Origin of the sequence: Streptomyces sp. NEAU-W12, from assembly GCF_026242095.1 — a bacterium.
Lineage (GTDB): Bacteria > Actinomycetota > Actinomycetes > Streptomycetales > Streptomycetaceae > Streptomyces.
On record NZ_JAPJDM010000011.1, the window covers coordinates 241133 to 254358 of the forward strand.

General features: G+C 70.4%; 11 protein-coding genes and 4 pseudogenes. 2 read left to right on the forward strand and 13 right to left on the reverse strand.

The window, feature by feature from the left end:
• Window positions 1–192 precede the first annotated feature (192 nt).
• From ORI94_RS16485 to ORI94_RS16525, 9 genes and pseudogenes are all read right to left on the reverse strand, one after another.
• The gene (locus ORI94_RS16485; RefSeq protein ID WP_323056059.1) at window positions 193–591 is read right to left on the reverse strand and encodes a helix-turn-helix domain-containing protein; all 399 of its coding nucleotides are present in this window, start codon (window positions 589–591) and stop codon (window positions 193–195) included.
• A 251-nt stretch (window positions 592–842) separates the two neighbouring features.
• Complete coding sequence (locus tag ORI94_RS16490; protein WP_323056060.1) at window positions 843–2114, reverse strand: hypothetical protein; 1272 nt, start codon at window positions 2112–2114, stop codon at window positions 843–845.
• Between the two features lie 111 nt (window positions 2115–2225).
• A pseudogene (locus tag ORI94_RS16495) lies at window positions 2226–3131 on the reverse strand (IS256 family transposase); the annotation flags it as partial.
• 114 nt (window positions 3132–3245) lie between these two features.
• Window positions 3246–3827 carry a class I SAM-dependent methyltransferase gene (locus ORI94_RS16500; RefSeq protein ID WP_266075986.1) on the reverse strand — a complete coding sequence of 194 codons (582 nt, stop codon included), beginning with the start codon at window positions 3825–3827 and terminating at the stop codon, window positions 3246–3248.
• Between the two features lie 47 nt (window positions 3828–3874).
• A pseudogene (locus ORI94_RS16505) lies at window positions 3875–4198 on the reverse strand (ABC transporter); the annotation flags it as partial.
• 3 nt (window positions 4199–4201) lie between these two features.
• A pseudogene (locus ORI94_RS16510) lies at window positions 4202–4399 on the reverse strand (hypothetical protein); the annotation flags it as partial.
• Between the two features lie 47 nt (window positions 4400–4446).
• Window positions 4447–5385 (reverse strand): VOC family protein, encoded by a 939-nt coding sequence (locus ORI94_RS16515; protein WP_266075988.1) that lies wholly within the window; start codon window positions 5383–5385, stop codon window positions 4447–4449.
• 379 nt (window positions 5386–5764) lie between these two features.
• Complete coding sequence (locus ORI94_RS16520; RefSeq protein WP_266075990.1) at window positions 5765–5989, reverse strand: hypothetical protein; 225 nt, start codon at window positions 5987–5989, stop codon at window positions 5765–5767.
• Window positions 5990–6192: 203 nt separating this feature from the next.
• A complete protein-coding gene (locus ORI94_RS16525; protein WP_323056061.1) occupies window positions 6193–8835 on the reverse strand; it encodes a helix-turn-helix transcriptional regulator in 2643 nt (880 codons plus the stop codon).
• 306 nt (window positions 8836–9141) lie between these two features.
• On the opposite strand from ORI94_RS16525, the gene ORI94_RS16530 reads away from it, so the two are divergent.
• Window positions 9142–9600, forward strand: coding sequence for a hypothetical protein (locus ORI94_RS16530; RefSeq protein ID WP_266075992.1), 459 nt, complete (start codon window positions 9142–9144; stop codon window positions 9598–9600).
• Window positions 9601–9696: 96 nt separating this feature from the next.
• Here the strand turns inward: ORI94_RS16530 and ORI94_RS16535 are convergent, their stop codons facing one another.
• Complete coding sequence (locus ORI94_RS16535) at window positions 9697–10020, reverse strand: hypothetical protein (RefSeq protein WP_323056062.1); 324 nt, start codon at window positions 10018–10020, stop codon at window positions 9697–9699.
• Window positions 10021–10268: 248 nt separating this feature from the next.
• Window positions 10269–10463: a transposase gene (locus ORI94_RS16540; protein ID WP_266075993.1), complete on the reverse strand. Its 195-nt coding sequence runs from the start codon at window positions 10461–10463 to the stop codon at window positions 10269–10271.
• A gap of 31 nt (window positions 10464–10494) precedes the next feature.
• On the opposite strand from ORI94_RS16540, the pseudogene ORI94_RS35540 reads away from it, so the two are divergent.
• A pseudogene (locus ORI94_RS35540) lies at window positions 10495–10707 on the forward strand (transposase); the annotation flags it as partial.
• Window positions 10708–10794: 87 nt separating this feature from the next.
• On the opposite strand, the gene ORI94_RS16545 reads toward ORI94_RS35540, so the two are convergent.
• Both ORI94_RS16545 and ORI94_RS16550 read right to left on the reverse strand, forming a co-directional pair.
• A complete protein-coding gene (locus ORI94_RS16545) occupies window positions 10795–11103 on the reverse strand; it encodes a transposase (protein WP_266075995.1) in 309 nt (102 codons plus the stop codon).
• A 239-nt stretch (window positions 11104–11342) separates the two neighbouring features.
• Complete coding sequence (locus ORI94_RS16550; RefSeq protein WP_416237831.1) at window positions 11343–12872, reverse strand: MFS transporter; 1530 nt, start codon at window positions 12870–12872, stop codon at window positions 11343–11345.
• Window positions 12873–13226 lie beyond the last annotated feature (354 nt).

The following is a 13226-nucleotide window of genomic DNA, read 5'->3' on the forward strand; positions in this document are numbered from 1 at the left end:
CCAGCTCAACCAGCTTGGCCGGTGACCACTACTGAGCTTCGGCTCAATATTTCACGGGCCGCCGTACAGCCGCCTGCCGGTGATCGTGTCGACGTGGAGGAAGTCCGCCGCGATGATCCTCGGCCTGGCTGGTGGGCAATTCGCGCCGGCCCGGGCCGGCGCGGCGGGGCCGATGTTGGCCGCGTGCAGGATTTACCAGACCGTGGACGGTGCGATCGGATGCCCCAGCCGGGCCGGCTCACCCTGGATCCGCCGGTGGCCCCACCGCGGGTTCTCCTTTGCCAGACGCAGCACCAGCTCCTTGAGCGTGGCGGCCGTGGGAGGGCGGCCGGTGCGGCGTCGGTCGGCGTAGTCCCACTTCTTGGCGATCAGCCTGCGATGCCAGGCCAACAGCGTCCCCGGCGTGCCCGGGAAGACATAGCTCCAGCGCCGACGCGGTGACAGCGACGACGGCGCGGCCGGCCAGAACCGGTCCGCGGGCTTGCAGCGGACCGGACCGGCGAGTTGCCGTCGCAGCACCGCGTTCTCGTGCCACAGCACCGGCAGTTCGGTGCCCCTGACCGTGTCCCGGCGCAGCGGGACCGCAGGCAAGGACAGCAACGCCCGGGGGCCCGGTACAGCAGCGAGGTGATCACTGGTGCAGCATCCCAGCCGCCGCCGAGGGGTCTTGCACGCGAGCTTCCACCTGCAGCGATGACTTCACGAGCCCCACAGGTCTCAGAGTGGGGCGCATGCGCGTGCCGCAAGGGCACGCAGCCTGGGAGCCACGGGCGGACAGAAGTCACCTGTGCGGTCACTCACCGTACGAGTGCGGCGTCCGGCCCCGTCAGCGCTCGGTGCGATCAGAACTCGTCCTCTGGGAAGCCCGGGTCGGCGTAGTCACTTTCGTCCCACTCGGCGTCGTTCATCGCCGGGACGGCGAAGAAGCCCCCCATGAGTTCTTGCAGATCCAGCTCGGTGGCACCGGCCGGAGCGGTGGGCTCGGTGCCGTCGCTCATCCGCACAGTCAGGCCGAGCTTTTTGACCTTGGCGTCCTCGGCCAGCGCGGCGAGGCCCACATTCACCTCGGCCAGCTCGTCGTTCTTCAGTGTGAAGTCCGCCGTCACCTTGGTGTCGGGCGCGTCCTTGAGGTCCTTGTCCGTCGGCAGCTCCATGCCCATCGGCATGTCCTTCGCCAGAGGGCGGACACCGTCGAGCAGTTCGGTGATCAACGTGCGGAAGGAAGCCGTGGCAGTGATGTGCTCGGTGCCGTTCTCGCCGTCGGCCGTCTTGAAACTCACCTCACGGGCGACGACCGTCCGGAGGGCTTCCACGAGCTTCTTCTGCGTCTTGGCGTCGAGGGACGGGGCGGGCGCGGGGCCGCCCTGGTCCTCGGCGGCGGCCTCCTCCATCTTCTTGGCGTTGAACTTCACCCACTTGCCCTCAAGGACGCTCTTGAAGGACTGAGCCTTCGGAGGCAGGTCTTCAACGGCCGGTACAGGGCTGCCCATCATCTTGCCGATCGTGTCGACGTCGGCACGGACGTAGATGTAGTCGCCGATCACCCGGTACTCGGCGAGGTCGCCCTCCGGATTGCTGATCTTCATGGCCATGCCGACGAGATCCTTCTCGCCGGACTCGTAGAGCGGCTTCTTCGACTGCATGGTAACCGTGATCGTCGCGTCGCTCATCAACTCGGCGGCCTCATCCGGGATCTCGTCGCCGGGCGCGGGGTCGGACTTGGCGTCCAGCGCCTTCAGGGACGTGACATCGGTGTCCAGGTCGAGCTGGAAGGAGAGTGTCTTCTTCTTGCCGAGCTGCTCGAAGGCATGGTCGAGCTTCTGGCCGGCGGAAAGCTGCTCCGCCGTTCCACAGGCAGCGGAGCCCGTGAGTACGGCACCGACGACGGCGGTAGCGGTGAGGGTCTTGCGTATGGCGCTGATGATGGTCTCCTCATGGGTCCGATCACGAAAGTGATCGATCAGAAGACCCACAACCCGCTCACAAGGTTGCGCTGCCCAATCGGGCAACCGAAGAGAGCCGCAGGAGAGGCCGTTTGGCGCAGCGTTGAGGGAGTGGCCGATCACGCTGGACCTGCCGGACGCGCACTCGACTCCCAAGGCTTGCACCTCCACTGCGCGGCTGCTTCCTGTGCCCTGCGGCAGCCTGCGGCGCGGACTGCGCAGCGGGACGACTGCGCGGGCGGGGGGTCCGTGTAGCGAACGGTGGAACTCGGTCGGTTTCGTTCAGCGGCCTCCGGCGGTGAGCCGGCCGTCGAAGGTGATGTCGAAGGCCTGGAGTGCGGCCTTCCGGCGCATGGTCCAGCGTTTGCGTCCGGTGCCGGTCGGGTCCAGGCTCATGACGGCGAGGTGGACGCGTTTGAGGGCGGCTTGGTCGGTGGGGAAGTGCCCCCGGGCCCGGACGGCCTTGCGGATCCGCGCGTTGATGCTCTCGATCGCGTTGGTGGTGCAGACGATCTTGCGGATCTCCACGTCGAACCGGAGGAAGGGCACGAACTCCGTCCAGGCCGCCTCCCAGAGCCGGACGATCGCCGGATACTTCCCGCCCCAGGCGTCGGTGAACTCCACGAACCGCTCCGGCGCGGCCTCCTCGGTCGGCGCGGTGCAGACGGGCCCGAGCGCCTTCGCGATCCTCTCCCAGTCCTGCCGGGCCGCGCGACAAAAGCTGTTCCGCAGCAGGTGAACGACACAGGTCTGGACGATCGTCGCAGGCCAGAGCGTGTTTACGGCGTTCGGGAGGCCGGTCGGGCCGTCGCAGAGCAGCATCAGGACATCGGCCGCGCCGCGGTTCTTGATCTCGGCCAGGACCTGGAGCCAGTACTTCGCGCCCTCCCCGCCGTCTCCGATCCACAGGCCCAGGATGTCCCGGTGCCCCTCGGCGGTGACCGTGACCGCCATGTGGACGGGCCGGTCGGCGACCTGCCCGTCCCTGACCTTCACGTTCACGCAGTCGATGAAGACGACCGGGTAGACGCTGTGCAGCGGACGGTTCTGCCATTGCGTCATGCCGGCCGTCACGCTGTCAGCGATCGTGGAGATCGTGGACTTGGAGATCTCCGCGCCGTACACCTCGGCGAGATGCGCGGAGATCTCCCCGTGCGTCAGCCCTTTCGCCGACAAGGACAGGGCCATCGCTCGGGCAGCTCCAGCCTTCTGGCCAGTTGGTGGGCGCCGTAGACGTTCCAGGTCTCGACGGTGTCCGATTCGGTGGTCACCAAGTTCTCCATCCGGTAGCCGGGGCGGGGATCAGGGGCGCAGGGCGTAACAGCGCAGGACGTCGAGGTCGGCGGTCCGGACGGCGGACCAGCCCGCGGTGAGGATCTCCGCCTGGGCAGGAGTGATGCCGAGGCCCTGCAAAGGGTCGGTAGCGGGGCGGCGCCCGGCGATCTCGGTGACCACCCAGAAGGTCCCGCCCGGGGCAAGGAGGCGGCGGACGCGGTCGAGGAAGGCGGCCCTGTCGTCGATCCACCGGTAGACCAGGCGGCAGGTGATGACCGCGTACGCCGGCTCGGGCAGGGCACGGAGGTCGCCGGTGGTGATGTCCATGCACCGCCAGACCGGTTCGTGGCCGGGCCCTGCGTTCTGGGCGGCGGCGAGCGCGATGGCGCTGGGGGAGCAGTCGATGCCGGTGGCGCGGTAGCCAAGTTCGGCGAGGCGCCGGGCGAGCGAGCCGTCGCCGCAGCCGATGTCGAGGGCGGGGCGGTCACGACCGGGGCCGAGGCGATCTCCCAGCAACCGGTTCTCGGTGTCGTCGAGCTGCCGGTAGCGGCGGCCCTGGGACCAGAGCGGCTCCCAGTAGGTCGCGGCCGCGGTGGACGTGGTGGTCATGAAGGAACTCCTTTGCGGGCGGGCGGCACGGCCGCGCGGACTGGAAATCACGCGGTGTCGCCCGCTTCGCCACCGCCGGTGCGCTGCTGAAGTTCCCACAGGGACCGGAACAGGCACGGCTCCCGGGTGAGCTGCGCGTAGGTTCCTTCTTGCACCAGGCGTCCCTGGTGGAGGACGACGATCCGGTCGGCCACGGCCACGCTGGTGAGCCGGTGCGTGATCAGGAGGATGGCCCGGTCCTTGGCCAGCTCCCGCAGCCCGGTGAAAACGTGGTGCTCAGCGCGGGCGTCGGGGGCGGCCGTGGGCTCGTCCATCACCAGCAGGGCCGCGTCGCGGTGGAAGGCCCGGGTGCGCACGACGCGCTGCCACTGCCTTCAAGACCGCGTTGTCACGTTGTTGGGTGTGCGGGTGCCTGACGGCGTGTCGAGGTGTGGTGGGGCCGGGTCGGTCATCAGGTGGCGGCGGGGCCGGAAGTGGGGTGAGACGCCGCTGAACGCGGCCAGGAACCGCTGCGCGACGCCCACGCTGCGGAAGCCTTTCATCGCCTGTCCTCGTTGCCGGGTGGGCTGGTGAACCGTTACGGGTTCGGTAGGGACTCTGATGTGCCCCCCGGGCCGGGTCAAAGCGGAGGGGCAATGAAACAGCCGCGATCCGGATCGTTGAACGACTCCTTGGCCACCAGCTCGTTCCAGGAGTTGGCCGTGCCCCACTGGTCGGTCACCTGTGCCTGTGAGGCGTCGTAGACATGGGGGTGCCAGGTGTCCTCCTCCACCTGTTCCATCTCGGTGGTGTACTCCAGAGTGTTGCCATGCGGGTCCAGGAAATACATGAAGGCGTTGTCGCCCGCGAGGTGCCGACCGGGACCCCATAGTTTGGTGGCGCCCGACCGGACGGCCCGGCCGGAGGCACGCAGATACTCGTCCAGGCCACGCAGCTCGAAGGATATGTGGTGCAGGGACGTGTGGGGTCCTCTGGAGAACGCTACTGAGTGGTGGTGGGAATTGATCCGCAGGAAATACATGAGGTCACCGTCCTGCGGTGAGCGTATCGTGTCGGTGAGCCGGAAGCCGAGATGCCGCTCGTACCAGGCTCGGGTGCGCCCGATGTCCGGCGCGTTGAGAACCACGTGCGACAGGCGCACCGGTACGGGTTCCCGGGCCTCGATCCGCCGGTGCCGGCGCGGTGCCACGTTGGAGGACACCTCGACGGTACGGCCGTCCACGTCGAAGAAGCGGAAGCCGTAGCCGCCGCCCGGGGTCGGCAAGGCGCCCGGTTCGCAGATTAGTCGTACACCAGCGCCCGCCAGCCGCTCGGCCAGCACGTCGGCGTCCCTCGGAGTCGCGATACCGAAGGCGAGCAAATCCAGGCGCTTTTCATCGGCTTTGCGCAGCCGGACCACGTACTGCTCGGGTGACCCTTCCGCCGCCAGGAAGGAGAGGCCCGTGTCGTCGGCGGTCCGGGTCAGGCCCCAGAGGTCGGTGTAGAAGGCGAGCTGTCGATCGTGGTCGGAAACCGCCAGGTCGACATGGCGCAGATGCGTGAGCTGGACCGAGGACAACGTTCCTCCAGGTGACAGACGCGGGCACCGGGCAAGGACCGACCGGTCTTCCCACCACTACCACTGCCGCTGTTGCCGGAGTCAGGACGTAACAGGCCATGTGCGGCCCGGCCCATGACACGCCAGCGAGGCTTGTCTTGTCCTGCGCCTCTGCGATCATGGAGCTCGGGAGGCGGTTCGACCGCCTGCGCGGGCGAGCGCCCCGTCAGCAGCCGAGGCGTGGAGCTGCGGATCAAGAACCGCCGCCTGCGGCAGGCCAAGCTGGCCGCGGAGGATGGCTGCACTCGGGCCCGTGCGCTCGGCGAACGACCGGAACATGTCGTCTGTGACCGCCGGTGCCACGCGTGGGACAAACAGGCCCGGACGGTTTGTTGCGCCGTCACTGGACGGTGTACGTGCCCACGGCTCGGACACCTAGGGCCCGTCCGGCCCGCGCCCGCTTCGGATTCGAAGCCGCCGGCGGCACGACCGACAACGCCCGGATCCGCGACATCACCTCATTGCAGCGGAACCCCAGCAAGGTGGGGCGGACCAGCCGCATGGCGAAGGAGTAACCGGTCGCCCGGTTCAGCCGGTTGCGCAGGAGTTTGTCGTCACCGGCCACGTCCCCGACCGGATTTCCCTGGTCGTGTCCGGAGGCCCTCGGACCAGTCGTCCACGCTGGGGCGCGGGGCGGGGCAGGAGAGTGTCCTGGAGTTTGCGGATCTCTGCCACCGTGAAGCGGATGGTGCTGGTGGAGTCGTTTCTGCGGCCTCCCTTTCGGTGGCCTGGGCTGCGACGGTGCGGCAGCTTCACGAGTGCAGGACCTCAAAGCGCCCATACCTGCCTCAGGCCTCCCCTGTCGTGGATGCCGAGCTTGCGGTAAACCCGGCCGAGCGCGTTGTCGACCGTCCGTACGGACAGACCACACTCGCCGGCGATCTCCCTGCTGGTGTGCCCATAGGCCGCCAGTTGCGCGATCTCCCGTTCGCGCGGACTGAGTTCCGCCGCCATCGAGAGGTCCGCCAGCGCAGGGGTTGCCGCGTCCTCGCACTGCCGTCGCAACGAGTGGGCGCGGGCCGCGGCCCGCCGGGCTGCCCCCTCCCGCGCCGCGCCGCCCGATGTGCGCCACAGCCCGGCCGCTCCGGCGAGGCTCTCGGCGGCGAGGAGCAGCGCGCCCATCGCCGTCCATGCGTCGGCCACGGCCACCAGCGCGTCCGGGCCACGGTCGGCCACCGCACGCGCCTGGGCGGCACGAGCCGCCGCGTACGGCCCCTGGGCGTCCTCGGCCAGTTCGCGTACGCGAGGAGCCGCGTCCCGGACGCCCCAGCGGAGCAGATCGTGTTCAAGCGTCAAAGCGCCGGCGAGCTCCCCTTCCGTCCGTGCCGCTTCGGCCCCGGCACGCAAGACGGCTTCTGCCTCGTGGTGGCGCCCCCGGCACCGCAACGACCAGGCCCGGGCGCGCAGCGTGTCGGTTTGAGCGAGCGGGGAGTGCGGATCGGTGGAGCAGGAGGCGAGTCCGGCCGTCTCCGGGGCGCTACGACCGGCGTACGCCTCGGCCAGCACCAGCCCGGCCAGCGCACGCTGCTCGGCGAATCCGTGTCCGCACAGATGAGCCTGTGCCCGGGCCTCACGGAAGTGGGCGGCCGCCTCCGCGCACCGTCCCCGGTCGAGCGCGATCCGTCCCCGCACCCAACCGAACCAGACGACCAATGCCGGCACCGGTGAGTGCAGCAGCCCTTCGAGCCCTTCGGACGCTTCCCGCTCCGCCTCGTCGAACCGTCCCGCCTCCAGCAGGGACGCCGCGACGAGGTAGAGGCTGCGTGCCGGATAGAAGACCGCCGACCGGTCGGCCAGCATGCGGTGCGCGGCATGGGCCGCGCGGCCGCTGCGGACAGCGTCCTCGGGCCGCCCCGAGGACAGTTCCACCCTCAGCCGGGCTTGGAGCAGCAGAACACCGGAGTCGGACGGCTCGGCCCCGCCCGGCGGCGGCAGCCACGGGGCGAGCACGGTGCGAGCCCGCGCGGTCCGCCCCGCCGAGGTCAGCAGGGTGGCCTCCCAGGCGGCCATCTCGGCGCACGGCCCGCCCCGGCGTCCGGCCTCGTCGAGTACGGCCAGCGCGCGGGTCATGTTGCCGGGCCCGTAGAAGTGGTGGACGGCCAGGGTCAGGGCGGCGGTGTGCAGGTACGGCTCCCGGGCCGCGGCGAAGGCATCTTCCAGGACGGCGATCCCCTCGTCGAACTCGCCCCGCTGTCCCAGGGCCTCGCCGAGCATCAGCCCGGCCCGGGTGTTGGGACCGTGCACCAGCGCGGCGCGTGCCAGCCGGCACATGGTGTCCACGTCGTCCGCGTGCAGGGCCTGTGCCGCGGCCCGCACCAGCAGGGCGGGGTCGGCGGTGCCGGTGGCCTCCAGTTCCCAGCCCGCCAGCGCGGGAGGGTCGCCGGCCCGCCGGGCTCCGTGCCCGCGTACCCGGCCGACCTGGTCCAGCAGCAGGGTCCGGGCCCGAAGCCGGGTGATGCCGGCGCGCAGCAGCCGTGCGTGCATCGGGTGGGCGAGGGCGAGCTGTTCGCGGCGCCCGTCGAGGCGTGATTCGACGAGTTGCTGCCGCTCCAGTCCGGCCAGGGTGTCCGCATCGACGTATGCCAGACCGTCCCGCAGCCCGATCGGCCCGCACACCGCGAGGAGTTCCATCAGGGTCCGCTGCGGGCCGGCCAGTTCCCGCAGTCGTACGTCGAGCAGGGCGCCCGCCAGCACCGCGGCGAGCGGCCGCGTGAGGCACCACACCCCGTGCACAGGGCTCAGCCGCCCGTCGGCGAGGGCGCTTCGCAGCAACTCCCTCAGACACAGCACGTTGCCACCGCTGGCCTCCCACAGGGCCCGCAGGGCGGGTGCGGCGACCGGTCCACCCATCGTGGCGGTCAGCAGCCGGGCGCTCTCTTCCTCGCCCAGCGCCGGCAGCGCGATGTGGCGCAGTGCGTCCTCCCGCCACAGGGACTGCAGCACGTCGGGCCAGTCGGCGCCGTCGGGGAGGGTCACGGCCAGGAAGAGCGAGGAGTCCGCCAGCAGCAGCGCGATCAGCGCCAGTGACGTGGGATCGAGCAGCTGGACGTCATCGACGACCAGGACGGTGCGGGTGGTGGCGGACGCGCGGTGCGCGGCCATCTGCTGCCGTACCCGGCGGAAGAACTCCGCCGGCTCCTCCGCGTACATGTCCGAGGGCAGCAGTGGCGCCAGTGCCGACAGCGGCAGCGCCCGGGCGCTGTGCGTCGCCTGGACACGTACGACACGGTGGCCGCCGCGGCCGCCCGCCCCGGTCGAGAACTCCTCGGCGAGGCGGCTCTTGCCCACCCCGTGTGCTCCTGTGATCACCACTGCTCTGCAGTCCGGTCGGCGCAGCGCGCCGCGGAGCGCTGCCAGCTCTGTGTCCCGGCCGGCGAAATGCAGGCGGCCGCCCCCCACACCCGTGTCCACCGTAGGTCCCCCTCGGCGCCCGGGCGATCCGGCCCCCAGCCGGATGGTTCACCCATGGCGTGCGGCCCGCAGCGTGGCACGTCGGTCGTCGAAGCTGCCGGGGCGCCACGCGGGTGGCCGAAAGAAAGCCGAGTTCGTCCGGAAGGCGGGCCGGTACGGAGTAGCGGCCCTTCCTCGATGGAGTAGTCGACTGCTCTGTACCGCGGTGTGCGGACGGGTGAAGGTGTTGCCACGCCGGGGCAGCGGACCAAGTGGCCGTGCGGCCCACGGCGTGACCACCGATTCACCACGGGGAAGGAAAACCAGATGCGATCGACAACACTTCGCCGCCTCGCCACCGGGGCCGCGGGTCTCACGGCTGCGTTCACTCTGACCGTCCCGGCGGCCGCCGCCGCCCAGCCGCCCGTGCCCGGGGAGCTGTACAAGGTCCAGCTGTTGACCCTGCGCTGCGCCAACATCTCGGAGAGCGGCGAGGACGAGGTGTACATCAAGTTCGACGGCGGTGTCGCGATCCCCACTTCGGTCTGCCGTGAACGGGGCACGGTCGACTACAGCGGAGTGGATCCCGAGCGGTTCATCTTCGAGGGCGGCACGGTCCTTCCCCTCGAACTGTGGGAGCAGGACACCGACGTCATCGACCCGGACGACAAGCTGGGCGTATTCGAGCTCAATGACAGCAGGGTCGGCACGACCAACCTCGCCAAGATCACCAACGGGTCCGACTATTCCTTCAGCCTGACCTACCGGGTCCTGCCGCTGGACTAGGGTCTGTGGTGAAAGTGCTGGTCACAGCCACTCGTTGAGGACTGCGACCAGCACGGTCGCCTCGTAGCGGACCGCGAGCTTGTCATACCTCGTGGGCTACAGCCCGGTGGCGCCTGAGGCGGTTGATCCCGCACTCGACCGCGTGCCGCTGCTTGTAGTCGTCCTTGTCGAACTTGGGCGGCCATCCGCCTCGCGATCCGCGCTTGAGGCAATTGCGGACGCGGTCCGTCGGGACCGGGATTCCTTGATGCCGCGTCTGCGCGGGTAGGCGCGATTGCTGCGGGAGTCATACGCCTTGTCGGCCCGGACCCGGTCCGGCCGTTTGCGCGGCCTGCCGAGCCCCAGCCGGGGGACCCGGATGGCTTCCAGGACTGGCTCGAACTGAGGCGCATCACCCCGCTGTCCGGCAGTGATCACCACCGACAGCGGCTTCTGCCCCTGCTCGACGGCGAGGTGGATCTTGCTGGTCAGGCCGCCCCGGGAGCCTCCGAGCCCGTGGTCGGCCGGCTCGACGGTGATCCCGCCGGGCGGTTCCTTCTGGAGGTCCCCCTTTTCGCCGCCCCGGCCGCGTGCTGGTGGGCCCGACAGACCGTGGAGTCGACGTTCACGTCCCAGACAATCAGGCCCTCGGCATCCGCTTCGACCTGCAGCTGAGTGACAATCCGGGCTCAGGCGCCATCGCGCTGCCAGCGCCGGAACAGGTCATAGGCCCGGTCCCACGGCCCATAGCGTTCCGGCATGTCACGCCAGGGAGCACCCGTCCGGGTCCGCCACCGTATGCCGTCTATCAGCTGCCGCCGCGTCCATACCGGCGGGCGGCCCGACTTGAGGGCCCTCCGCCTTGATCGTGGACACCTCGACACTGGATCTTGAGTCCAGGGAGAGGAGTCCCAGGTGGGGACCTACAAGTACTCGGCGGAGTTCCGAGCCGATGCGGTGGCACTGGCCCGTTCGTCGGGCCGGCCCGTCTCACGCATCGCCGCCGAGCTCGGCGTGAACCACGAGACGCTGCGGCAGTGGATCAAGACCGCGGAGAACGCCGAGCGGCCCGAGTCGCTCGCGCAGTCCACGAAGGACGCGGAGATCGCGGCCTTGCGCAAGCAGGTCCGCGAGCTGGAGATGGAACGTGACATCCTGCGCCGGGCGGCCAAGTATTCTGCGGGCGAGAGTGCGGGTGCGCATCGAGGAGCGCGGTCACCTGGGCCGGGTCGGGTCGAGCTGGGCCGCGAAAAAAGCCGAGGCCGTTCGCAGGACCTCGTTCGCCCGCTTGAGCTGGACGTTTTCCTTGCGCAGGGCGGCCAGCTCCTCACGCTCGGCGGTGGTGAGCATGTCGCCTCGCTCGCCGGCGCCGGCCTCGGCCTGGCGAATCCAGTTGCGCAGGGCCTCGTGGTGCACGCCGAGCTCCTCGGCCATGCGGCGGATCACGGGCTTCGGTTCGGAAGTGCGGTACATCCGCACCGCACGCTCACGCGACTCCAGCGGGTACTTCCTCGGGGCAGGCATCGTCAGAGCTCCTCTCGTGAAACCCATCTGACCTGCTGTCACTTCTCCCCGCATCTCGGGGGAACCTCAGGACGCCCGGCGGACCGGGCCTCAGTCGTGCTCTTCTCTACGGACGTTGACATCACACGAGTGGTCTTATCTGGCAATGGCGTGGAATGGGGGGCATAGCGACGCGATGCCGGTTCCCGGCTGGCTGGAAGGCCGCGGCGGGCAGCCGGAGGGCTATCGGCGCCCCACGCTCAGTGCTCGTCGAGCGTCGAGCGCAGAGGCGCCTCCCGCAGCAGCAGGACGGCGGCCAGTGCGAGCAGGGCGAAGGGTACGGCGGCGGTGAACACGTCGCCGAAGGCCTGGCCGTACACCGTTCGGACGCTGCCCACAGCCGAGGGACCCAACGCGCGCAGGTCCGGCAGGCCGCCGTCGAGTCCGGTCCCAGCCGGGGCGTGTGCGGAGGTAAGGGCGTCCACGCGGGCGGTCAGCAGGGAGCCGAGGGTGGCGAGACCGAGCACACCGCCGAGGCTGCGGGAGAGGATCACGAAGGAGGTGACGGCGCCGAGGTCGTCGGGGGGCGCCGCGTTCTGGGCGATCGGCACGAGGTTCTGCGAGACGACGCCGACGCCGACGCCTCCCGCGAACAGGGCGGCGCCCACCAGGAGCAGCGGCGTACGGGCCCCCACGGTGCCCATGACGGAGAAGCCGAGGACGAGCAGCAGGCCCCCCACGGCCAGGGGGAGTTTCCAGCGGCCCCGCGCGCTGATGAGCCGGCCGGAGACGACGGACCCGGACAGCAGACCGGCGATCATCGGCAGGGTCAGCAGTCCCGACACGGCCGGCGACTGTGCCCGGGCGACCTGGAAGTACTGGGCCAGCAGGGCGGGAGCAGCGAACAGCGCCGGACCGACCGCGAAGCCGGCCAGCGCCGGCAGCGCGACGGTGCGGTCCCGCAGCAGGTGTAGCGGCAGCAGCGGGTCGACGGCCCGTGACTGCCGCCGGACGAACAGCGCGGCGAGGACGGGCACGGCACAGGTCGCTCCCGCCACCGGCCAGGACACCCATGGCACGCCGTTCCCGGCCCAGGTGACAGCGAGGAGGAGAGCCCCGACCGTCGCGGTGAGCAGGGCCGCACCCCACAGGTCGGGACGTGGACCGCGCGACATGCGCCCGGAGTCGGGCAGCCGCAGCGTGCGGTGGAGGGTGAGGGCGGCGCCGGCCGCGAGGAGCACGCCCAGATGGAAGCAGGCGCGCCAGCCCATCCCCGGAGTGTCGGCCAGCACGCCGCCGAGCGGGGGACCGGCGACCGTTCCGGCCGTCATGACCAGCGTGATGCGGCCGTTGTACCGGCCGCGCTCCCGTGGCGGGACCAGCGCGGCCACGATCACCTGGGCCAGCGCGTTCACCCCGCCGGCCCCCAGCCCCTGCACTGCCCGCCCCGCGATCAGCTGCCCGACGTCGCCCGCGAGCGCGCACCATGCCGATCCCAGGGCGAACAGGCCCAGTGAGATCTGGACCAGCGTCTTGCGGTCGGCGCGGTCGGCGAGCTTCCCCCACAGCGGCAGACTGAGCGTCGAGGCCACCATCGTGGCCGCGACGACCCACGTGAAGGCGGCCTGACCGCCGTCCAGGTCGGCGACGACGCGCGGCAGCGCGGTGACGACCACCGTGCTGGACAGCAGGCCGGCGAAGAGGCCGAGCAGCAGGGCGCGGAACGCTCGGCGTGTCCGTACGGCGCTCTTGTCTACCGCGCTCTCGAGCGGGGCGGCGGGCTGTGCCATGGGGATCCTCGGGGTCTGCGGGGCCACGCAGAGGCGCCGTGACGGCTGGATGATGGCATTCGGCCGTGAGGGCACGGGACGCCGCACGTGCCGTACGGGCCAACGCAGTTGGGGAAGAGTTCAGCTGGGTGAACAGGCGGCTCGTACGGGTGATGCCGGCGTGAATGCCGTGGACGTGCCGTGGGCGGAACCCCCGGTTCCTCCACCCGGTGGCGGGCTCCGTGCCCACCCACCCCCAGCGGGACAGTTCACCCAAAGATCATTTCGGGTCGGCGGACTTACCTGCCGGTCAACTCGCCGTGCTAGACACCGGATCGGCAGTCGATCATTCCGGATCGCGGTCGGCCGGCGCGG